Origin of the sequence: Streptomyces sp. NPDC101194, assembly GCF_044767885.1 — a bacterium.
Classification (GTDB): Bacteria; Actinomycetota; Actinomycetes; order Streptomycetales; family Streptomycetaceae; genus Streptomyces.
On sequence record NZ_JBIWOS010000003.1, the window covers coordinates 246474 to 267321 of the forward strand.

At 71.1% G+C, this 20848-nt stretch carries 19 protein-coding genes; 16 read left to right on the plus strand and 3 right to left on the minus strand.

Features of this window, described 5'->3' with window-relative positions; genetic code table 11:
* The first annotated feature begins 16 nt into the window (after positions 1 to 16).
* The gene (locus ACIRP2_RS14230) at positions 17 to 1483 is read left to right on the plus strand and encodes a sialate:H+ symport family MFS transporter (protein ID WP_404249925.1); all 1467 of its coding nucleotides are present in this window, start codon (positions 17 to 19) and stop codon (positions 1481 to 1483) included.
* 157 nt (positions 1484 to 1640) lie between these two features.
* On the opposite strand, the gene ACIRP2_RS14235 is transcribed toward ACIRP2_RS14230, so the two are convergent.
* On the minus strand, positions 1641 to 2870 hold the full coding sequence (locus ACIRP2_RS14235; protein ID WP_404249927.1) for an acetyl-CoA C-acetyltransferase: 1230 nt from the start codon (positions 2868 to 2870) through the stop codon (positions 1641 to 1643).
* A gap of 727 nt (positions 2871 to 3597) precedes the next feature.
* On the opposite strand from ACIRP2_RS14235, the gene ACIRP2_RS14240 reads away from it, so the two are divergent.
* Together ACIRP2_RS14240 and ACIRP2_RS14245 are read left to right on the plus strand one after the other, a co-directional pair.
* Positions 3598 to 5157, plus strand: a complete 1560-nt coding sequence (locus ACIRP2_RS14240; RefSeq protein ID WP_404250829.1) for a 3-hydroxyacyl-CoA dehydrogenase — start codon at positions 3598 to 3600, stop codon at positions 5155 to 5157.
* Between the two features lie 222 nt (positions 5158 to 5379).
* Positions 5380 to 5772, plus strand: coding sequence for a VOC family protein (locus tag ACIRP2_RS14245; protein WP_404249929.1), 393 nt, complete (start codon positions 5380 to 5382; stop codon positions 5770 to 5772).
* Positions 5773 to 5794: 22 nt separating this feature from the next.
* Here the strand turns inward: ACIRP2_RS14245 and ACIRP2_RS14250 are convergent, their stop codons facing one another.
* Both ACIRP2_RS14250 and ACIRP2_RS14255 read right to left on the minus strand, forming a co-directional pair.
* A complete protein-coding gene (locus ACIRP2_RS14250; protein ID WP_404249931.1) occupies positions 5795 to 6493 on the minus strand; it encodes a DUF6597 domain-containing transcriptional factor in 699 nt (232 codons plus the stop codon).
* 383 nt (positions 6494 to 6876) lie between these two features.
* Positions 6877 to 7965: a YihY/virulence factor BrkB family protein gene (locus ACIRP2_RS14255; RefSeq protein WP_404250831.1), complete on the minus strand. Its 1089-nt coding sequence runs from the start codon at positions 7963 to 7965 to the stop codon at positions 6877 to 6879.
* A 104-nt stretch (positions 7966 to 8069) separates the two neighbouring features.
* Here ACIRP2_RS14255 and ACIRP2_RS14260 point away from each other — a divergent pair, with 104 nt between their 5' ends.
* The 13 genes from ACIRP2_RS14260 to ACIRP2_RS14320 all read left to right on the plus strand — a co-directional run bounded on the left by ACIRP2_RS14260 (position 8070) and on the right by ACIRP2_RS14320 (position 20848).
* Positions 8070 to 9707, plus strand: coding sequence for an acyl-CoA dehydrogenase family protein (locus ACIRP2_RS14260; protein ID WP_404249933.1), 1638 nt, complete (start codon positions 8070 to 8072; stop codon positions 9705 to 9707).
* Positions 9708 to 10021: 314 nt separating this feature from the next.
* Positions 10022 to 11320 (plus strand): GAF domain-containing protein, encoded by a 1299-nt coding sequence (locus ACIRP2_RS14265; protein WP_404249935.1) that lies wholly within the window; start codon positions 10022 to 10024, stop codon positions 11318 to 11320.
* A gap of 82 nt (positions 11321 to 11402) precedes the next feature.
* On the plus strand, positions 11403 to 11999 hold the full coding sequence (locus ACIRP2_RS14270) for a GNAT family N-acetyltransferase (RefSeq protein ID WP_404249937.1): 597 nt from the start codon (positions 11403 to 11405) through the stop codon (positions 11997 to 11999).
* A gap of 165 nt (positions 12000 to 12164) precedes the next feature.
* Entirely contained in the window at positions 12165 to 12248 is an 84-nt protein-coding gene (locus ACIRP2_RS14275) for a putative leader peptide (protein WP_317864749.1), read from the plus strand.
* A gap of 115 nt (positions 12249 to 12363) precedes the next feature.
* The gene (locus tag ACIRP2_RS14280; protein ID WP_404249939.1) at positions 12364 to 14061 is read left to right on the plus strand and encodes a nitrite/sulfite reductase; all 1698 of its coding nucleotides are present in this window, start codon (positions 12364 to 12366) and stop codon (positions 14059 to 14061) included.
* The gene (locus ACIRP2_RS14285; protein ID WP_404249941.1) at positions 14058 to 14237 is read left to right on the plus strand and encodes a hypothetical protein; all 180 of its coding nucleotides are present in this window, start codon (positions 14058 to 14060) and stop codon (positions 14235 to 14237) included. The genes ACIRP2_RS14280 and ACIRP2_RS14285 overlap by 4 nt, the downstream gene beginning before the upstream one ends.
* A complete protein-coding gene (locus tag ACIRP2_RS14290) occupies positions 14234 to 14947 on the plus strand; it encodes a phosphoadenylyl-sulfate reductase (protein WP_404249943.1) in 714 nt (237 codons plus the stop codon). Before ACIRP2_RS14285 ends, ACIRP2_RS14290 begins: the two co-directional genes overlap by 4 nt.
* 23 nt (positions 14948 to 14970) lie before the next feature.
* A complete protein-coding gene (gene cysC, locus ACIRP2_RS14295; protein ID WP_229845811.1) occupies positions 14971 to 15516 on the plus strand; it encodes an adenylyl-sulfate kinase in 546 nt (181 codons plus the stop codon).
* Entirely contained in the window at positions 15513 to 16448 is a 936-nt protein-coding gene (gene cysD / locus ACIRP2_RS14300; protein WP_404249945.1) for a sulfate adenylyltransferase subunit CysD, read from the plus strand. The genes cysC and cysD overlap by 4 nt, the downstream gene beginning before the upstream one ends.
* Positions 16449 to 17798 carry a sulfate adenylyltransferase subunit 1 gene (locus ACIRP2_RS14305; protein WP_404249947.1) on the plus strand — a complete coding sequence of 450 codons (1350 nt, stop codon included), beginning with the start codon at positions 16449 to 16451 and terminating at the stop codon, positions 17796 to 17798.
* A 244-nt stretch (positions 17799 to 18042) separates the two neighbouring features.
* A complete protein-coding gene (locus tag ACIRP2_RS14310; protein WP_404249949.1) occupies positions 18043 to 19158 on the plus strand; it encodes an aliphatic sulfonate ABC transporter substrate-binding protein in 1116 nt (371 codons plus the stop codon).
* 36 nt (positions 19159 to 19194) lie between these two features.
* Entirely contained in the window at positions 19195 to 19983 is a 789-nt protein-coding gene (locus ACIRP2_RS14315; protein ID WP_404249951.1) for an ABC transporter ATP-binding protein, read from the plus strand.
* A complete protein-coding gene (locus ACIRP2_RS14320) occupies positions 19970 to 20848 on the plus strand; it encodes an ABC transporter permease (protein WP_404249953.1) in 879 nt (292 codons plus the stop codon). The genes ACIRP2_RS14315 and ACIRP2_RS14320 overlap by 14 nt, the downstream gene beginning before the upstream one ends.

Sequence of the window (20848 nt, forward strand, 5' to 3'; positions counted from 1 at the left end):
GCATCCTGGAGTCACCGTGCAGACCACATCACCTCCGACGCTCCCCTGGTACCGCGAAGTGAGCGGCGCCCAGTGGAAGTCGTTCTTCGCCGCCTGGATCGGCTACGTCCTCGACGGCTTCGACTTCGTGCTGATCACGCTCGTGCTCACCGAGATCAGTGACGACTTCGGCCTGAGCACGGTGCAGGCCGCAAGCCTGATCTCCGGCGCGTTCATCACCCGCTGGCTGGGCGGTGCGCTGCTCGGCGCAGTGGGCGACCGGTACGGCCGCAAGCTCTCCATGATCCTGAGCATCCTGCTGTACTCGCTCGGCACCTTCGCCTGCGGATTCGCCTGGAACTACCAGAGTCTGTTCGCGGCCCGGCTCGCCATCGGCATGGGCATGGCCGGCGAGTACAGTGCCAGCGCCACGTACGTGATGGAGAGCTGGCCCGCGCGGCTCCGCAGCCGGGCCAGCGGATTCCTGATCTCCGGTTTCTCGGTCGGCTCGGTGCTCGCCGCACAGGTCTACAAGTGGGTCGTCCCGTCGCTCGGCTGGCGGTGGATGTTCTATCTGGGCCTGATACCGATCGCCATCGCGCTGTGGATGCGGCGCGCGCTGCCGGAGGCCGAGGAGTGGACCCAGACCGTGGCGGAGAAGGGGGCCAAGCCCAATCCGTTCCGGCCGCTGTTCGTGACCCGTGTCCGGGCCACGGTCAACACGGTGCTGATCGTCGTCGCCACCGTCTCGCTCTTTCTGGTCTTCACCCCCGGCGGTGCCGGCATGGTTCCGGTGCTCTCGGTGGTCGCCGGACTCGCGCTCGCCGCGTTCGCCGTACAGCTCGGCGGCAAACGGGGCTGGGTGCTGTATCTGTCGATGATCGTGACGCTGTTCTTCGCGTTCCTGTACTCGTGGCCGATCCAGGCGCTGCTGCCCACGTATCTGAAGACCGAACTCGGCTACTCCACCGGCCAGGTCACCGATGTGCTGTACTTCGCGGGCTTCGGCACCATGGTCGGCTGCTGGACCGCGGGCTTCCTCGGCGACCGGATCGGTGCGAAGAAGGCGTACGCGCTGACGCTGCTGGCCTCGCTGGCCTTCGTCTATCCGGTCTTCGCCGTGCACGACAACCTGCTGCTGCTCGGCATCCTGCTCTTCCTGCTCCAGGCGACCAGTTTCGGCATCTCCGGGCTGCTGCCCCGGTACATCGGCGGGCACTTCCCGACCGCGAGCCGGGGTGCTGCGCTCGGCTTCACGTACAACGTGGGAGCACTGGGTGGCGCCGTGGCCCCGGTCCTGGGTGCGCATCTGGCGTCCGGGATGGACCTGGGACAGGCGCTGGCCGTGCTCACGTTCGCCGGCACGGTGATCGTGGTGCTGCTGGTCGGGTTCGATGTGCCGGCCCGGCTCAACCGGCTGACCGACCCGGAGGCGGAGCGGGACCACCTCGCGGTACCGCCGGAGGCGGAGCGGGGCGCGAGCGCGCGGACCGACGTCGGCTGAGGCACGCCGCGCCCCTCGCCGCCGGTGCCGGACGCACCCCCCGCCTCGGGCCTCAGGAACGGAAGTGCGTCAACGTCTGCGCCACGCACACCGGCCGCGCGGACCCTGCATCGCGTCGGCAGGGGGACGCCCTGCGTCCCCCTGCCGACGGCACACCTCAGGCGACGATGCGTTCGAAGATCGCGGCAAGGCCCTGCCCGCCGCCGATGCACATGGTCTCCAGTCCGTACCGGGCCTCGCGGCGATGCAGTTCACGGGTGAGCGTGGCAAGGATGCGGGCGCCGGTGGCACCGACCGGATGGCCGAGGGAGACGCCGGAGCCGTTGACGTTGATGCGCTGCTCGTGGTCGATGTCACCGAGACCCAACTCGCGCGTACAGGCGATCACTTGGGCGGCGAATGCCTCGTTGAGCTCGATCAGGTCGAGGTCGGCGAGGGTGAGTCCGGCGCGGTCGAGGGCGGCCCGGGTGGCCGGGACGGGACCCATGCCCATGGTCGCCGCGGGTACCCCGGCGCGGGCGAAGGAGACCAGTCGGACCAGCGGGTGGAGGCCGAGCCGCTCGGCGGTGGCCGCGCTGGTCACCAGGCAGGCGGCGGCCGCGTCGTTCTGCCCGCTGGCGTTGCCGGCGGTGACGGTCGCCCCGGGATCCGACTTCGCCATGATCGGGCGCAGCGCGGCGAGTTGCTCGGCGGTGGTGTCGGGGCGCGGGTGCTCGTCCGCGGTCACGACGGTCTCGCCCTTGCGGGTCCGTACGGTGACGGGGACGATCTCCGCGTCGTACCGCCCCTCGGCGGCGGCCCGGCCGGCGCGCTGCTGCGAGCGCAGTGCGAGCGCGTCCTGGTCGGCGCGGCCGATGCCGTGGGCACGGCGTACGTTCTCGGCGGTCTCGATCATCCCGCCGGGCACGGGGTGGTTGACGCCGCCCGCGGTCACCCGGCCCCTTGCCAGCGCGTCGTGGAGCTGGAGGCCGGGACCCTTGATGCCCCAGCGTCCTTCGTGCGTGTAGTACGGGGCCGCGCTCATCACGTCGACGCCGCCCGCGATGACGACATCGCTGAAGCCCGCCCGGATCTGCATCGCGGCGTCGAGGACGGCCTGGAGGCCGGAGCCGCAACGGCGGTCGATCTGGGAGCCGGTGACGGTCTCGGGCAACCCTGCGTCGAGGGCCGCGACCCGGCCGATGGCCGGGGCCTCGGCGGACGGGTAGGAGTGCCCGAGGACGACCTCGTCGACCGCGGCCGGGTCGATCCCGGTGCGGGCGACCACCTCGGCGATGACGCGAGCCGCGAGCGCGGCCGGGGTCTGCTGGGCGAACACTCCGCCGAAGCGGCCGATGGGGGTGCGCAGCGGTTCACAGATGACGACATCGAGCTGCTGGTCGGGCACGGCGTGACCTTTCGGTGGTGAGGGGCGTGTCTTCGCCCTTTCCGTGACGCGGGGGGGGTGTGCCGCCGACCCTCGCACCCGGCGACCGAGTCGGTCCCGTATCCGGTTCGCCCCGGTTCGAGAGGCGGCGCGTCTCCGTGGCGGCTCGCGGCGGATCGGCGGTCCGACGCGTCCACCGGACCCGTCGGCGTGGGGGCCTCCCACTGCCCGGTCCGCCGGCTCGACGACGGCTGGGGGGCCGTCTGCGGCCGTTCGGCGGCCCGCCCGAGGTGCAGCTCCTCCGCCACGGCGACGAAGGCGGACAGATGACGCAATTCCATGTCCGCCCCTTCGGTCACCGGTCCCATCGTCCGGATTCATCAATGAGACGTCCGGATCGGACCCTAATTCGATGTCGGACAGCAATCAATGGCCGCCGGCCGGGTGGGGGCGACGCGCGTACCTCGGAACGGGCACCGCCGACGTCACCCGGGTCGTCACCGAACCGGGCATCCCGGCCCGTGCGGGCATCGGCCGGCGGCTGAGGCAGGTCGCCGTCCACCCGGGCGTCACCGTCGAACAGGTGCAGGCGGCCACCGGCCGGGACCTGGAAGCGGCCGACGCCGTCGGGACCGTACCGCCGCCGACCGCGGCCGAACTGCGGCCGCTGCGCGAGGACGTGGACCCGGACCGCGTCTATCTTCGCTGGGACGGATCACATGTCACACCCGAGAGGACCGCAACCGCCATGCGTATCAGGATCGTCGGCGCCGGGGCCATGGGCCGCGGCATCGCCCAGTGGGCGGCGACCGCCGGACACACCGTCGAGCTGTGCGACGTACGGACAAAGGCGGTGACGGCCGCCGTGGACTTCGTACGGTCCATGCTCGACCGGGCCGTGCAGAAGGGCCGGATGTCCGCCGAGGACTCCGCAGCCGCCCTGGAGCGGCTGATCCCGCTGGACGACCCGTGGGCGGCGGGCCCGGACGTGGAACTGGTCGTCGAGGCCGTGCGGGAGGACCTCGACACCAAGACGGAGGTCTTCGGCCGGCTGGAACGGGCCCTGCCCGCCACGGCCGTCTTCGCGACCAACACCTCCTCCCTGTCGGTCACCCGGATCGCCGCGACGTTGAAGGACCCGACGCGCCTGGCCGGACTGCACTTCTTCAATCCGGTGCCGCTGATGAGGATCGTCGAGGTGGTGCCCGGCGCGGCCACCCGTCCGGAGATCCCGCCGGTCCTCACCGCCCTCGTCGAGAGCTGTGGCCACCGAGCGGTCACGGTCGCCGACACCCCCGGCTTCCTGGTCAACCACGCGGGCCGCGGCCTGGTGACCGAGGCCCTCGCACTCCTGGAGGAGACGGTCTGCGACCCGGCGGACATCGACCGGATCGCCCGCGAGGTGCTCGGGCTGCGGATGGGCCCGTTCGAACTGATGGACCTCACGGGTCTGGACGTGACCGCCACGGTGATCGATTCGATCTGGACGGGGTTCCGGTACGCGGACCGGCTCCGCCCCTCCTACCTCACCCCGAACCGGGTGGCCGCCGGGCTGCACGGCCGCAAGACCGGGCGCGGCTGGTACGAGCACGGCCCCGAGGCACCCGGCCCGGCCCCGGAGCCGCCCGTCACGGGCAACGCGGACCGGCCGGTGTTCGTCCACGGCGCCGCACCGCAGGACCAGGACGCGACCGCGCTGCGCGCGGCGCTGACCGCGGCGGGCGCCGTCATCGAAACCGGCGCGGAGCCGTCCGCCGACGCCCTCGTACTCGTTCCGGTCTGGGGCGCCACGGTGGCCTCCGCGGTCGCCGCGCACCGGCTGCCCGCGGGGCGCACCTTCGGCGTGGACCCGCTGCCCGCGGCCGGCCGGCGCCGGGTGCTGGCCGTGACCCCGGCAGCGGACCCGTCCGCCGCGCGTGACGCCCGCGCCGTGCTGGCCCGCGCCACGGACGGCGAGGCCGCGTACGCGGTCTCGGTGGTGCGGGACACGGCGGGCTCGGTCGCTCAGCGGCTCCTCGCCTCGATCGTGTCGGTCGCGGCATCGATCGCGGAGCGCTCCATCGCCACCCCTGCCGACATCGACCTGGCCGTGACGGCCGGGCTCGGCTACCCCGTCGGCCCGCTGGCCTGGGGCGACCGGATCGGCGGCGAACGGATGCTGGAGCTGCACCGGGCACTGCACCGCACGACGGGCGACCCACGTCACCGCCCGAGCCGCTGGGTGACCGAACGCGCCCAGCTCGGTCTGGCGCTGACCGACCCTGGCGCATCGCCCGCCGACTGCACGGCGAGCACCCCCTCGCAGTGACGGCGGGGCGGTGCCGCCCGCCACGACGCGGGTCGGTTCCGCCCCGCCACTGCGGCGGGCGGGCCCGTCGGGGATCACGGTCCCGGCGGGCCCGCCCGCGCACCGCCCACGCCGGCGAAGGCCCCCGGCTCCCGCACCCCCGGACGTCCTGCGGCCGCGCGGTCCACCGCCCGTGTCCGTTTCCTACAAGACTCGTGACGGTGGCCGTCCTACGGTCGGAGCATGACTCCACGTATGGACGCGATCGCCATCGTCACCGCGGATCTGGCCGCATCGCTCACCTTCTACCGACGGCTCGGACTCGACATCCCCGCCGACGCGGAATCCGCGCCTCATGTCGAAGTGACGCTCCCGGGCGGACAGCGTCTGCTGTGGGACACCGAGGAGGTCATCCGCTCGTTCGATCCCCGGTGGTCCCCGTCGCACGGCGGGGAACGCCTCTCGCTCGCCTTCCTCTGCGACAGCCCGGCGGAGGTGGACGCGGTGTACGACGACCTGACCGGCGCCGGGTACCGAGGACATCTGAAGCCGTGGGACGCGGTGTGGGGGCAGCGCTACGCGACGGTCCTCGACCCGGACGGCTGCGCGGTGTCGCTGTTCGCCGCGAACGGCTGAGCCCGGCGCCCGTCCGGCCGCCTCACGAGGACGCCAGGTGGGCGGACAGGGTGGTCCCGGCCAGGTCGCGCATCTCCCGTGCGAGATGGGCCTGGTCGGTGCAGCCCGCCGCGACCGCGGCCTCGGCGTAGGGCGTTCCGGACCGGGCGAGGGCGAGCGCACGCTGCAGCCGCAGGATCCGGCCGAGCGTCTTGGGCCCGTAGCCGAAGGCCGTGAGTGACCGACGGTGCAGCTGACGGGCGCCGAGGCCCACCGTCCGCGCGATGTCGGCGACGGACCGGCCGTCGCCGAGCTGCGTGGCCACGAACCGCATCAGCGGGTCCGGCGGAGCCGTGTCGACCGCTCGTCGCAGGGCGATGGCCTCCAGCCCGGCGGTGGGGTCGGGGTCTTCCGCGAGGCGTTCGGTGAGCTCCCGGACGGATGCGCCCGGCCACAGGTCCGCGAGATCGACCCGGCGGTCGCGCAGTTCGTGCGCCGGCACACCGAGCAGCGCGGGGGCCGTACCGGGGGCGAAACGGATTCCGGTGTACCGCCCGCCGGTCCCGACGGCCGCCGTCGCGGCACGGGTGTCGGGTCCCGCGACGAGCAGCCGCCCGTCGATCCAGAGCAGGTCCATGCAGCCGTCCGGCAGCACCGCATGGGCCGATCCGTCCGGCACGCTCAGTGTCCACAGGGTCGCGCCGTCGAACCTCGACGCCCGTTCCTCGTACCTGTCGCCCATGCCTCACACGCTAATCCCGTCGGCGGACGGCATCGGCGTCCCGGGGGCATGAGGGCACCGATGCGGTTCACCGCCGACAGCGGCCCGACGGTCACGGTCGAGGTCGACGGCCATGCGCCGGGCGCGCATCCGGTCGCCCCGGGCTACGAGAACACCCCGGCCGGAGCCCGGCGTACGTTCGACAGCGCACGCACCGGGATCCGTTCGGCGGCCGAATCCGTCCTGGTCCCCCGGCGCGACGACGGCACCGACCGCTCCCGCGACTCCGGCGTTCCCCGCCGTGCCCACGCCCGCACCCCCGGGGATCGCGCCGCCCACGATCCCGGCTGCGGCACCCTCACCGACCGCACCACTCGCGTCCGCCGACCGGTCGGCGGACGTCCTCACCCGCCGGACGGGCCGTCCGGCCGGTCCGGCCGGTCCGGCTCCTTGTCGCGGCTCGGCTGCAGCCTGGACTTCACGTCGTCCGGCGGCAGGAATCTCGACCAGCGTTCCGGGAACTCGGACGGCATGTAGGGGCTGCCGCCGTCGTCGTCCTCCCCGTCGTCCAGGTCGCCGTCCTGGTTCTCCGCCTGCGTCCGGGCCACGAACTCCGCGGCCTGGGCCGCCCGCACCCGGTCGTTGGCCGCGCGCGCGGCGGCCGTCGCGAGTGAGGGCCACACCCGGTCGATGGCGGCATTGACCGCCGCTCCCACCAGCACCGCGAACGCGGAGATACCGATCCACAGCAGGACGGCGATCGGCGCGGCCAACGAGCCGTAGATCGTGGGCCCCTCGACCGTACTGGTGAGGTAGATCCGCAGCAGGAAACTGCCGAGCACCCACATCGCGAGCGCCACCAGCGCCCCCGGCACGTCCTCGATCCACGGCGAACGGACCGGCACGGACACGTGGTAGAGCGTCGTCAGGAACGCGATCGACAGCAATATCACCAGCGGCCAGTACAGCACGCTTATGAGCTCGGTGCCCCAGGGGATGAACTCCACGACCCTGTCCGGGCCGACCACGAGCAGCGGCAGCACGACGGCGCCGAGCAGCAGCGCGACGACGTACAGCAGGAAGGAGAGCAGCCGCGTCTTGACGATGCCGCGCTGGCCGTCGAGGCCGTACATCACCGTGATCGTGTCGATGAAGACGTTGACGGCGCGGGAGCCGGACCAGAGCGCGATCGCGAAGCCGATCGAGATGACATCGGGCCGCGCACCGGTGGTGACGTCCGCGAGGAGCGGTTTGGCGAAGTCGTTCACGCCCCGCTCGCTGAGCACCGTCTGCGCGGCGTTGAGGATGTTGCGCTCGATGGAGGCGACCGTGGTGGTGTTGGTCCACTCGTCGACGTAACCGAGCAGCCCGATCAGACCGAGCAGCAGCGGCGGCAGGGACAGCAGGGTGAAGAACGCCGCCTCGGCGGCGAGTCCCAGAATGCGGTACTCCATGCACGAGTTGATGGTGTCCTTGAGCAACTGCCAGACCATCTGCCGCTTGGATACGTTGCGGTAGAGGACTCGGGCGCGGTGGAGCCGCCCCGGTGGCCGCTCGGGTGTTTCATTTGCTGCCTGCACGTCCTTACCGTATCGGCATGGCAGCCACCACCCACACAGTGTCCAACCAGGTACCGCCGCTGAACGGCTACGACGTCTTCTCCGCCGACCTCGCGCTCACCGAGGCCGTGCAACGTCACATGCCACCCGAACTTCTGGCCACGGCGCGGGTCGAGCTCGGCGAGCTGGGCAGGGCCGCCGGCTCCGCGCAGGCGCAGGAGTGGGGGGCGCAGGCGAACGGGAATCCGCCCGTGCTGCGCTCCCACGACCGGTACGGCAACCGCATCGACGAGGTGGAGTTCCATCCGGCCTGGCACCGGCTCCTGGGTCATGCGGTCTCCGCGGGTCTGACCGACGCCTGGGGCAGGCGGGCCGGTCATGTGCGGCGGGCGGCCGGCTTCCTGGTGTGGACGCAGGCGGAGGCGGGACACGGCTGTCCGTTGTCGATGACGCACGCGGCGGTGCCCGCGCTGCGGACCGATCCGGCACTGGCCGCCGAGTGGGAACCGCTGCTGACCTCGACGGTGTACGAGCAGGAGCTGCGGCCCGCCGCGCAGAAGGCCGGTGTGCTCTTCGGGATGGGCATGACGGAGAAGCAGGGCGGCACGGACGTGCGGTCCAACACGACGCGGGCCGAACCGCTGGCGGCCCCGGGCGAGTACCTGCTCACCGGCCACAAGTGGTTCTGTTCGGCCCCGATGTCCGACGGCTTCCTGGTCCTCGCGCAGGCGCCGGAGGGTCTGACGTGCTTCCTGCTGCCCCGGGTGCTGCCCGACGGCACCCGCAACACGTTCGCGATCCAGCGGCTGAAGGACAAGCTGGGCAACCGGTCCAATGCGTCGAGCGAGGTCGAGTTCGACGGGACGTGGGCGCGCCGGGTCGGCGACGAGGGGCGGGGGGTGCACACCATCATCGAGATGGTGGCGGCGACACGGCTGGACTGCGTGGTCGGTTCGGCGGCGCTGATGCGACAGGCGGTGGCACAGGCGATCCACCACTGCACCTACCGCAGCGCCTTCGGCGGGGTGCTGATCGACAAGCCGCTGATGCGCAATGTGCTGGCCGATCTGGCGCTGGAGTCGGAGGCCGCGACAGTGCTGGCACTGCGGCTGGCGGCCGCGTACGACGACGGTTCGGAGAGCGAGCGGGCCTTCCTGCGGATCGCGGTGCCCGCCGCCAAGTACTGGGTGACGAAGCGGTGCACACCGATGGTGGCCGAGGCGCTGGAGTGTCTCGGCGGCAATGGTTACGTCGAGGAGTCCGGAATGCCCCGGCTGCTGCGCGAGGCACCGCTCAACTCGATCTGGGAGGGCTCGGGGAACGTACAGGCCCTGGATGTGCTGCGGGCACTGCAGCGCGAGCCGTCGGCGCTGAACGCGTTCCTCCAGGAGGTCGGCAGGGCGCGAGGTGCCGATCACCGGCTGGACGGGGCGATCAAGGACATGCTGACGGAACTGGCGGATCTCAGCGGGATCGAGGCGCGGGCCCGTCGGCTGGTCGAGCGGATGGCTCTCGTGCTGCAGGGCTCGCTGCTGGTGCGCTGGGCGCCGCCGGAGGTGGCCGACGCGTTCTGCGCGTCACGGCTGGGCGGGGACCGGGGCGCGGCGTTCGGGACGTTGCCGCACAGTCTCGATCTGGCCTCGGTCGTCGAACGGGCCCGGCCCGTCGAGCGATAGCCCCTTCCGCCCGGCTCGGGCCGGTCCCGGGGAGCGGGGCGCGCCCGGTGCGAGTCGAACGAGCGTCCCTGAGGCGGACGTGCAGCAACGGAGGGTGGTGCTGCGCCGACACGGCACCACCCTCCATGCTGTGCACACCGCAGAGGGAGCACAGGCCCCGCCGCACGGTGTTCCGCCACTCTCGTACGGACCCGCACCCGCTCGCCAGAGTTGCAAAGGGTTGCAACCATTGTGCGGAGTGCGCAGTATCGGTCCCCTCACAGCGGGCAGGATGGGCCCGCGGGCCGTCGAGCCGGCCCTGGCATCTGGGGGGAATGAGCGTGGAGACAAGCCCTGCCGTGGTGGCGCGGTCGGCCGTGCCCCAGTCCGTCGAGGCCCTGCGCGTGATCCACCGGGCCAGGGAGGCCAGGCTCTCCGGCGGGCGTACTCCGGCCGCTCCGCGGGCGGAGATCGGCGCCTCCTGGGACCGGGTGCTGCGCAGCGGTGTCGATCCGGACCAGTCCACCGACAGCGTGCTGCTGGAGATGGACGAGATCGAGCGCCGGCGCCGGGCGTCGGCGCTCGGCGAGGTGATGCCGCTGCTGAACGAGAGCCTGGTCTCCCTCGCGGACGCCGCCCAGCAGATCGTGGTGGTCACCGATGTGGAGGGCCGGGTGCTGTGGCGCCAGGGCAATACCGGGGTGCTGCGCCGGGCGGACGACATCTGTCTGGCGGAGGGCGCGGCCTGGGCCGAGGCGAGCATGGGGACGAACGCGATCGGTACGGCGCTCGTCTCGCGCACACCGGTCCAGGTCCATTCGTCGGAGCACTTCGTGCGGAGTCTGCACAGCTGGACGTGTGCGGCGTCCCCGGTACGTGATCCGCGGGACAACCGGCTGATCGGCGTCGTCGACCTCAGCGGTGCGGCGTCCACCTTCCATCCGGCCTCGCTCGCCCTGGTCGGTTCGGTCGCCCGGCTCGCCGAGAGCGAGATCAGGAACCGTCATCTGCAGGCGATCGACCGGCTGCGATCGGTGGCGGCGCCGTTGCTGTGCAGGCTGGGCGGCCGGGCCCTGGCGGTGGACACCCACGGCTGGCTCGCCGGGGTCACCGGGATGCCGCCGGTCGACCGCCTGCCGCTGCCCAAGTCGTTGCAGCCGGGCCGGGTGTGGCTGCCGTCGCTCGGCATGTGCCGGGTCGAGCCGTTGTCCGGCGGCTGGCTGGTGCAGGTCACGGACGAGCCCTCGGACGGGCCCACGGACGAGTCGCGGCGCCGGGTGGTGCTGGATCTGAGTCGGCCGCGCGGTCTCACGGTCAATGTGGCAAGTGCGGTCAGCACCTGGACCCAGCGGCTCTCGCCGCGCCACGCGGAGCTGCTGTACGCCCTGGCGCTGCACCGCGAGGGGCGAACGGCGTCGGAACTGGCGCAGGACATCTTCGGTGACGCGACCCGGACGGTGACGGTGCGGGCGGAGATCTCACGGATCAGGCGTCATCTGGCGGAGGTGCTGGCGCACCGCCCGTACCGCTTCGGCGAGGGCGTCGAGGTGGAGGTGATCCACCCGGAGCACCCGGCCGATCTGCTGCCGCGCTCGACCGCCCCGGTGGTGGTCCGGGCGCGCAGGGCCGGATAGGCCCGGTGCCGAAGACGCCCTGCCGTCCCGAGCGGCGGGACCGGCTTGGGCCGGGGCCGTGCGGCATGGTTCCCTGGCAGCCATGAGCAACCCCGCGCGCACCGCTGCCACCACCACCGAGGTGACCGTCTGGTCCCTGGAACAGACCTCCCCCGACGATCTGCGCCCCGCCGCGGTCCCGGAGGGCGACGTGCGGATCGTGCGCTCGGAGGTTCCGCTCCCCGAGTTCAGCCGGTTCCTCTACACGGCTGTCGGCGGCGACATCCAGTGGACGGACCGGCTCTCGATGACGTACGCGCAGTGGCAGGAGGTCCTGGACCGGCCCGGCGCGGAGACCTGGGTGGCGTACGTCGACGGCACCCCGGCCGGATACATCGAGCTGGACCCGCAGGACGAGGGCGTGGTCGAGATCATGTACTTCGGACTGATACCGGCCTTCCGGGGGCGCCGGATCGGCGGCCATCTGCTCTCGTGCGGGGTCGCCCGCGCCTGGGACCTGGCCGAGCGCCGGCCGGAGCGGACGCCGACCAAGCGGGTCTGGCTGCACACCTGTTCCAAGGACGGCCCGCACGCCATGGACAACTACCTGCGGCGCGGCTTCCGGCTCTTCGACACGAAGGTGGAGCTGGAGCCCGAGGTGGCGACACCCGGACCGTGGCCGGGGTCGGGGCGGCAGTGACGGGAGAGCGGCTCCGGCACCGACCGGGGTGATTGCGGCCATTACGGGCGGCCCGACCCGGACGGATGGCGTGACGGGCGCCACATGTCTCACATGACGGGACACTCTCGTCCACATCATGGATAGTGGTGGACTGCTCCGAGATGCGCGTGACACGCTTCCGTCATGCCTGGAACTGGAATTGCCTTGGTGAGTCGACGCCACGTCGACCTCGGCCGCGTGTCCAGCGCCATCTGTCCGGCGAGCTGAGAGTCCCAGCACCGCCGCGTTCCCCCTTTTCTCCGCAAGCCCTGCGCACCGCCGCGCCTCAGCGCGAGTGTGCAGTTCAGAGCCGCCCTCCTGCAGTCCCGAAGGACGTATCGTCATGGCCGCTACCCCGGAACAGCCTGCGACCACCACGCCACGCCGCAAGGCCGGACGCCACCGTGGCGAAGGCCAGTGGGCCGTGGGGCACCACACTCCGCTCAACGGCAACGAGCAGTTCAAGAAGGACGACGACGGTCTCAATGTGCGGACACGCATTGAGACGATCTACTCCAAGCGGGGATTCGACTCGATCGACCCCAACGACCTCCGCGGGCGCATGCGCTGGTGGGGTCTGTACACCCAGCGCAAGCCCGGGATCGACGGTGGCAAGACCGCGATCCTGGAGCCGGAGGAGCTGGACGACACGTACTTCATGCTGCGGGTACGGATCGACGGCGGTCGGCTGACCACCGCGCAGCTGCGGGTCATCGGCGAGATCTCGCAGGAGTACGCGCGCGGCACCGCGGACATCACCGACCGGCAGAACATCCAGCTGCACTGGATCCGCATCGAGGACGTCCCGGCCATCTGGGAGAAGCTGGAGGCCGTCGGTCTCTCCACCACCGAGGCGTGCGGCGACTGCCCCCGCGTGATCATCGGCTCCCCCGTGGCGGGTATCGCCGCCGACGAGATCATCGACGGCACGCCCGCCGTCGACGAGATCCACGACCGCTACATCGGCAACAAGGAATTCTCCAACCTGCCGCGCAAGTTCAAGACCGCGATCTCCGGTTCGCCCGTGCAGGACGTGGTGCACGAGATCAACGACATCGCGTTCGTCGGTGTGGTCCACCCCGAACACGGTCCGGGCTTCGACGTCTGGGTCGGTGGCGGGCTCTCCACCAACCCGAGGCTGGCCGAGCGGCTGGGCGCCTGGGTGCCGCTCGACGAGGTTCCGGACGTCTGGGCCGGAGTCGTCGGCATCTTCCGCGACTACGGATACCGACGGCTGCGCACCCGTGCCCGTCTGAAGTTCCTGATGGCCGACTGGGGCCCGGCGAAGTTCCGTCGGGTGCTGGAGGAGGAGTATCTGAAGCGTCCGCTGATCGACGGACCCGCGCCCGAGCAGCCCAGCAGCCGCTGGCGCGACCACGTCGGTGTGCACCAGCAGCAGGACGGCCGCTTCTACGTCGGTTTCGCGCCCAGGGTCGGCCGCGTGGACGGATCCACCCTCGCCAAGATCGCCGATCTCGCCGCGGCGCACGGCTCGGATCGGCTGCGGACCACCGTCGAGCAGAAGATGCTCATCCTCGACGTGGCGCAGGACCGGGTGGACTCCCTGGTCGCCGGACTGGAGGCGCTCGACTTCCAGGTGAAGCCCTCCCCGTTCCGGCGCGGCACGATGGCCTGCACCGGCATCGAGTTCTGCAAGCTGGCGATCGTCGAGACGAAGGCGCGCGGCGCCTCGCTGATCGACGAACTGGAGCGGCGCATGCCGGACTTCGACGAACCGCTCACCATCAACATCAACGGCTGCCCCAACGCCTGCGCCCGCATCCAGACCGCCGACATCGGCCTCAAGGGCCAGCTCGTCCTGGACGCCGACGGCAATCAGGTCGAGGGCTATCAGGTGCACCTGGGCGGCGCCCTGGGCCTGGAGGCCGGCTTCGGCCGCAAGGTCCGCGGCCTGAAGGTCACTTCGGCCGAGCTGCCCGACTACGTCGAGCGGGTCCTGGGCCGCTTCCAGGAGGAACGCGAGGACGGCGAGCGGTTCGCCACCTGGGCGGCGCGGGCCGGTGCGGAGTCGTTGTCATGAGCGAACGTGCCGCGCCTTTTCACTGCCCCTACTGCGGAGACGAGGACCTGCGCCCGCACGAGACCGGGCACGGAGCCTGGGAATGTGCCTCCTGCAACCGTGCGTTCCAGCTGAAGTTCCTGGGTCTGCTGGCCCGCGGGCTTCGGCACAACGAGGGCGAAAGGGACGGGATATGACGGATATTCAGACCCAGGACCGCACCGCCGAGGAGCTCAAGGAGCTGGCCGGACGGGCGGGCCGGGAGCTGGAGCACGCCTCCGCGCCAAAGATCCTGCAGTGGGCCGCCGACACCTTCGGCAAGCGGTTCTGCGTCACGTCCTCCATGGAGGACGCGGTCGTCGCACACCTCGCCTCGCGCGTCCTCCCGGGCGTCGATGTGGTCTTCCTCGACACCGGCTATCACTTCCCCGAGACGATCGGCACCCGCGACGCGGTGGAGGCGGTGATGGACGTCAATGTCATCACGCTGACCCCGCGGCAGTCCGTGGCCGAGCAGGACGCCGAACACGGACCGAGGCTGCACGACCGCGACCCCGACCTGTGCTGCAGGCTGCGGAAGGTCGAACCCCTTGAGGAAGGCCTGAGTTCGTACACGGCATGGGCGACCGGGCTGCGCCGCGACGAGTCCCCCACCCGCGCGAACACGCCGGTCGTCGGCTGGGACGAGAAGCGGCAGAAGGTCAAGATCTCACCGATCGCCCGCTGGACGCAGGACGACGTCGACGCCTACGTGGCGGAGCACGGTGTCCTCACCAACCCGCTGCTGATGGACGGCTACGCCTCGGTGGGCTGCGAGCCCTGCACCCGCCGGGTACTGGAGGGCGAGGACGCCCGTGCCGGGCGCTGGGCCGGCCGCGGCAAGACCGAGTGCGGGCTGCACGAGTGATGACGACTGATCAGGAGACTTCGATGAGCGTGACGGAGACGGGAGCCACCATCTGGCTGACCGGTCTGCCGAGCGCGGGCAAGACCACCATCGCGTACGAACTCGCCGGGCGGCTGCGCGGCGAGGGCCACCGCGTGGAGGTGCTCGACGGTGACGAGATCCGGGAGTTCCTCTCCGCGGGTCTCGGCTTCTCCCGGGAGGACCGCCACACCAACGTCCAGCGGATCGGCTTCGTCGCCGAACTGCTGGCGGCCAACGGCGTGAAGGTGCTGGTCCCGGTCATCGCCCCGTACGCGGACAGCCGGGACGCGGTCCGCAAGCGGCACCAGGCCGAGGGGACCGCGTACCTGGAGGTCCATGTCGCGACCCCGGTCGAGGTGTGCTCCGTACGTGATGTGAAGGGCCTCTACGCCAAGCAGGCGGCGGGCGAGATCAGCGGGCTCACCGGGGTCGACGACCCCTACGAGGCGCCCGAGTCGCCCGATCTGCGGATCGAGTCGCACCGTCAGACCGTGCAGGAGTCCGCGGCGGAGCTGTACGCGCTGCTGAGCGAGAGGGGGGCGGCGTGACGACCGTCGCGACCGTGTCGGAAGGCACCGACCATCCGTACGCACTCAGCCATCTGGACTCCCTGGAGTCCGAGGCCGTGCACATCTTCCGCGAGGTGGCGGGCGAGTTCGAGCGGCCGGTGATCCTCTTCTCCGGCGGCAAGGACTCCATCGTGATGCTGCATCTGGCGCTCAAGGCCTTCGCGCCCGCGCCCGTGCCGTTCGCGCTGCTGCACGTCGACACCGGGCACAACTTCCCGGAGGTGCTGGAGTACCGCGACCGCACGGTGGCGCGCCACGCGCTGCGGCTGCACGTCGCCTCCGTGCAGGAGTACATCGACGCCGGCAAGCTCCGCGAGCGCCCGGACGGCACCCGCAACCCGTTGCAGACCGTGCCGCTGACCGAGGCCATCCAGCAGCACCGCTTCGACGCCGTGTTCGGCGGCGGACGCCGTGACGAGGAGAAGGCACGCGCCAAGGAGCGCGTCTTCTCGCTGCGCGACGAGTTCTCCCAGTGGGATCCGCGCCGCCAGCGCCCCGAGCTGTGGCAGCTCTACAACGGCCGGCACGCGCCGGGCGAGCACGTCCGGGTCTTCCCGATCTCCAACTGGACCGAGCTGGACGTCTGGCAGTACATCGCGCGCGAGGGCATCGAGCTCCCGGAGATCTACTTCGCCCATGAGCGCGAGGTCTTCAGCCGCTCCGGCATGTGGCTGACCGCGGGCGACTGGGGCGGCCCCAAGGAGGGCGAGCGGGTCGAGACCCGGCAGGTCCGCTACCGCACGGTCGGCGACATGTCGTGCACCGGCGCCGTCGACTCGGACGCGACGACGCTGGACGCCGTGATCGACGAGATCGCCGCCTCCCGGCTCACCGAGCGGGGCGCGACACGTGCCGACGACAAGATGTCCGAGGCCGCGATGGAAGACCGTAAGCGCGAGGGGTACTTCTAGATGACCACACTCGACCGGAAGACGGAGCAGCTGTCGGCCACCACCCTGCTGCGGTTCGCCACCGCGGGGTCCGTCGACGACGGCAAGTCCACCCTCGTGGGACGTCTGCTGCACGACTCCAAGTCGGTCCTCGCCGACCAGCTGGAGGCCGTCGAACACGCCTCACGCAACCGTGGGCAGGAGGCACCGGACCTGGCGCTGCTCACCGACGGGCTGCGGGCCGAGCGCGAGCAGGGCATCACCATCGATGTCGCGTACCGCTACTTCGCGACCCCGCGCCGCCGGTTCATCCTGGCCGACACCCCGGGACATGTGCAGTACACCCGGAACATGGTGACAGGGGCATCGACCGCCGAGCTGGCGGTCGTCCTGGTCGACGCCCGCAACGGGGTCGTCGAGCAGACCCGCCGCCATGCCGCGGTCGCCGCGCTGCTGCGGGTGCCGCATGTGGTGCTGGCCGTGAACAAGATGGACCTGGTCGACTACGCGGAGCCCGTCTTCGCCGCCATCGCCGAGGAGTTCACCACGTACGCCGCGTCCCTGGGCGTCCCCGAGATCACCGCGATCCCGATCTCCGCACTGGCCGGCGACAACGTCGTGGAGCCGTCCGCCGCCATGGACTGGTACGGCGGCCCGACCGTCCTGGAACATCTGGAGACGGTGCCGGTCAGCCATGACCTCACCGCCTGCCACGCCCGCTTCCCGGTCCAGTACGTCATCCGCCCGCAGACCGCCGAGCACCCCGACTACCGGGGCTACGCGGGACAGATCGCGGCCGGTGCGTTCCGTGTCGGCGAGGCCGTCACCGTGCTGCCCTCGGGCCGTACGACGAAGGTCGCCGCGATCGACGCGCTCGGCGAGAGCGTCGACATCGCCTGGGCGCCCCAGTCGGTGACGATCCGCCTGGCCGACGACATCGACATCTCGCGCGGTGACCTGATCGCGCCGGCCGGCGACGCGCCGGCGGTCACGCAGGATGTCGAGGCGACCGTCTGCCATGTCGCCGACCAGCCGCTCACCGTCGGCCAGCGGGTGCTGCTCAAGCACACCACCCGCACCGTCAAGGCGATCGTCAAGGACATCCCCTCGCGCCTCACGCTGGACGACCTCTCCCAGCACCCGGCGCCCGGCCGGCTCGTCGCCAACGACATCGGCCGCATCGTCGTCCGCACCGCGGAGCCGCTGGCCCTCGACGCCTACGCGGACTCCCGGCGCACCGGTTCCTTCCTGCTGATCGATCCGGCGGACGGCACCACGCTGACGGCCGGCATGGCCGGCGCCTCGTTCACCGCCGCGGCCGATCCCGAGTCCGCAGCCGCGGCGGCCGACGACGCCGAATGGGACTTCTGATGAACATCGACATCTACTCCACGTTCGCCAAGGAGGGCGGTCGCGTCGGCAGCGGCGCCCTCGGCAGCGGCCAGGGCGGGGTCGCGCGATGTGCGTGATGACGTACGCGCACTGCCTGCGCGCCCACTCGCACCGACCGCACCACCAGCACAGCCAGTTCAGACGAAGACCTGCCGACTTCCCGGCCGCGTCCCCGTAGATCCCGAGGGATGTGAGCACCGGGCCAACGAGAGGAAAGCCTCCCGTGCCTGCCCCCCGTACCACGCTGCGCCGCGGTTTCTCCGCTGCCGCCGTCCTGCCGCTGCTCGCCGTCGCGCTCACCGCCTGCGGCTACGGCTCCGAGGCGAAGAACGACGACTCCAGGAAGTCGGACGTCGCCGCCGACGCGAAGAAGCTCTCCGCGGACACCGTGCGGATCGGCTACTTCCCCAACCTGACGCACGCCACCGCGCTGGTCGGTGACCAGGAGGGGATCTTCCAGAAGGAACTCGGCGGCACCCTGCTCAAGACCTCCCAGTTCAACGCCGGCCCTTCCGAGATCGAGGCGCTCAACGCCAAGTCGATCGACATCGGCTTCATCGGCCCGTCGCCCTCGATCAACGGATTCACCAAGTCCCAGGGCAAGAACCTGCGGATCATCGGCGGTTCCGCCTCGGGCGGGGTGAAGCTGGTCGTCGACCCGAAGAAGATCAAGACCCTGGACGACCTCAAGGGCAAGAAGATCGCCACCCCGCAGCTCGGCAACACGCAGGACGTGGCCTTCCTCAACTGGATCTCCGAGAAGGGCTGGAAGGTCGACGCCCAGAGCGGCAAGGGTGACGTCTCCGTCGTCCGTACGGACAACAAGGTGACCCCGGACGCCTACAGGTCCGGTTCCATCGACGGTGCCTGGGTCCCCGAGCCCACCGCGTCCAAGCTGGTCGCCGAGGGCGCCGAGGAACTGCTCGACGAATCGACCCTGTGGCCCGACAACAAGTTCGTGATCACGAACATCATCGTGTCGCAGCAGTTCCTGAGCGAGCACCCCGATGTGGTCGAGGCGGTGCTGCGCGGTTCGGTGAAGACCAACGCGTGGATCAACGCCAACCCGGACGAGGCGAAGGCCTCCGCCAACGCCGCGCTCAAGGAGCTGACCGGCAAGGCGCTGCCCCCCGAGGTCCTGGACCCGGCGTGGAAGTCGATCCAGATCACCGATGACCCGCTGGCCGCCACTCTGGACGCGGAGGCCGCACACGCGGTGAAGGCCGGACTGCTGGAGAAGCCGGATCTCGACGGCATCTACGACCTGAAGCCGCTGAACAAGGTCCTGAAGGCCGCGGGCAGGCCCGAGGTCGCCGACGCCGGTCTCGGCGTCAAGTAAGCCACCCGAACCCAGGATTCCCAGGAGGTGACGACCATGGCGACCACCCTCACCGAGGCCGAGGACCGTACGGCGGTCGGGCACGCCGCCCGTATCACGCACGTCTCCAAGTCCTTCGGCGGGCCGAAGGGGCAGCAGCCCGTCCTCGACGACATCACGCTCGATGTCGCACCGGGCGAGTTCGTCACCCTCCTGGGGGCCTCCGGGTGCGGAAAGTCGACGCTGCTCAATCTGGTGGCCGGACTCGACCGCCCGACCGCGGGGTCCATCGAGACCCCCGGCGGGCGGCCGGCCCTGATGTTCCAGGAGCACGCCCTGTTCCCGTGGCTGACCGCGGGCAAGAACATCGAACTCGCGCTGCGGCTGCGCGGCGTGGCCAAGTCGGAGCGCCGTACGGAGGCGGAGCGGCTGCTCGAACTCGTACGGCTGGGCGGGGCGTACGGGAAGCGTGTGCACGAGCTTTCGGGCGGGATGCGGCAGCGGGTGGCCATGGCACGGGCCCTCGCCCAGGACAGCCAACTGCTGCTGATGGACGAGCCGTTCGCGGCGCTCGACGCCATCACCCGGGATGTGCTGCACGACGAGCTGACCCGGATCTGGCGCGAGACGAAGCTCTCGGTCCTCTTCGTCACACACAATGTGCGCGAGGCGGTGCGGCTCGCCGAGCGGGTCGTCCTGCTGTCGTCCCGCCCCGGCAGGATCGCCCGTGAATGGACGGTCGACATCGAGCAGCCGCGCCGTATCGAGGACAACGCCGTCGCTGAACTGTCCGTCGAGATCACCGAACAACTGCGTGGGGAGATCCGCCGTCATGGCCGGCACTGACACGAAGCCCGACGACCTGGCCGGTCTGGAGGCCGGACTCGACGCGCTGGACGCCGTGCAGGTGCGCCGTACCCCGGTGCGCGAGATGCTGCTGCGCAAGGTGCTTCCGCCGGTGCTCGCGGTGGCGCTGGTGGTCGTCGTCTGGCAACTGCTGGTCGAGGCACAGGTCACCGACGACTACAAGCTGCCCTCACCGTCCGCGGTGTGGCACAGCGCGTCCGACATGTGGCTCCGGGGGACGCTCCTGGAGGTCGTCTGGACCAGCATCTCGCGTGGTCTGCTCGGCTTCCTGCTGGCCGTGGCCATCGGCACGCCGCTGGGTCTGCTGGTCGCCCGGGTGAGGTTCGTACGGGCCGCGATCGGCCCGATCCTGTCCGGGCTGCAGTCCCTGCCGTCGGTCGCCTGGGTGGCACCGGCCGTGATCTGGCTCGGGCTGAACGACAGGATGATGTACGCGGTGATCCTGCTGGGCGCCGTCCCGTCGGTCGCCAACGGCCTGGTCTCCGGCGTCGACCAGGTGCCCCCGCTGTTCCTCAGGGCGGGCCGCACGCTCGGCGCCACCGGGCTGCGCGGGACCTGGCACATCGTGCTGCCGGCCGCGCTGCCCGGTTATCTGGCGGGGCTCAAGCAGGGCTGGGCGTTCTCCTGGCGTTCGCTGATGGCCGCCGAGATCATCGCGTCCTCCCCCGACCTCGGGCTGGGGCTCGGTCAGCTGCTGGAGAACGGCCGCAACAACGCGGACATGCCCGGCATCTTCCTCGCCATCGTCCTGATCCTGTTCGTCGGTATCGCGATCGATCTGCTGATCTTCAGTCCGCTGGAGCGGTGGGTGCTGCGCAGCCGCGGTCTCCTCGTCAAGAACTGA

Bases quoted from the DNA above. Each gene is read 5' to 3' on its own strand.
- ACIRP2_RS14320 (WP_404249953.1), top strand. From the start codon at position 19,970: ATGGCCGGCACTGACACGAAGCCCGACGACCTGGCCGGTCTGGAGGCC.
- ACIRP2_RS14245 (WP_404249929.1), top strand. From the start codon at position 5,380: ATGACTCCACGTATGGACGCGATCGCCATCGTCACCGCGGATCTGGCC.
- ACIRP2_RS14265 (WP_404249935.1), top strand. From the start codon at position 10,022: ATGAGCGTGGAGACAAGCCCTGCCGTGGTGGCGCGGTCGGCCGTGCCC.
- ACIRP2_RS14250 (WP_404249931.1), bottom strand. From the start codon at position 6,493: ATGGGCGACAGGTACGAGGAACGGGCGTCGAGGTTCGACGGCGCGACC.
- ACIRP2_RS14285 (WP_404249941.1), top strand. From the start codon at position 14,058: ATGAGCGAACGTGCCGCGCCTTTTCACTGCCCCTACTGCGGAGACGAG.
- ACIRP2_RS14275 (WP_317864749.1), top strand. From the start codon at position 12,165: ATGCCTGGAACTGGAATTGCCTTGGTGAGTCGACGCCACGTCGACCTC.
- cysC (WP_229845811.1), top strand. From the start codon at position 14,971: ATGAGCGTGACGGAGACGGGAGCCACCATCTGGCTGACCGGTCTGCCG.
- ACIRP2_RS14290 (WP_404249943.1), top strand. From the start codon at position 14,234: ATGACGGATATTCAGACCCAGGACCGCACCGCCGAGGAGCTCAAGGAG.
- ACIRP2_RS14305 (WP_404249947.1), top strand. From the start codon at position 16,449: ATGACCACACTCGACCGGAAGACGGAGCAGCTGTCGGCCACCACCCTG.
- ACIRP2_RS14270 (WP_404249937.1), top strand. From the start codon at position 11,403: ATGAGCAACCCCGCGCGCACCGCTGCCACCACCACCGAGGTGACCGTC.
- ACIRP2_RS14315 (WP_404249951.1), top strand. From the start codon at position 19,195: ATGGCGACCACCCTCACCGAGGCCGAGGACCGTACGGCGGTCGGGCAC.
- ACIRP2_RS14255 (WP_404250831.1), bottom strand. From the start codon at position 7,965: ATGGTCTGGCAGTTGCTCAAGGACACCATCAACTCGTGCATGGAGTAC.
- ACIRP2_RS14260 (WP_404249933.1), top strand. From the start codon at position 8,070: ATGGCAGCCACCACCCACACAGTGTCCAACCAGGTACCGCCGCTGAAC.
- ACIRP2_RS14280 (WP_404249939.1), top strand. From the start codon at position 12,364: ATGGCCGCTACCCCGGAACAGCCTGCGACCACCACGCCACGCCGCAAG.
- ACIRP2_RS14240 (WP_404250829.1), top strand. From the start codon at position 3,598: ATGCGTATCAGGATCGTCGGCGCCGGGGCCATGGGCCGCGGCATCGCC.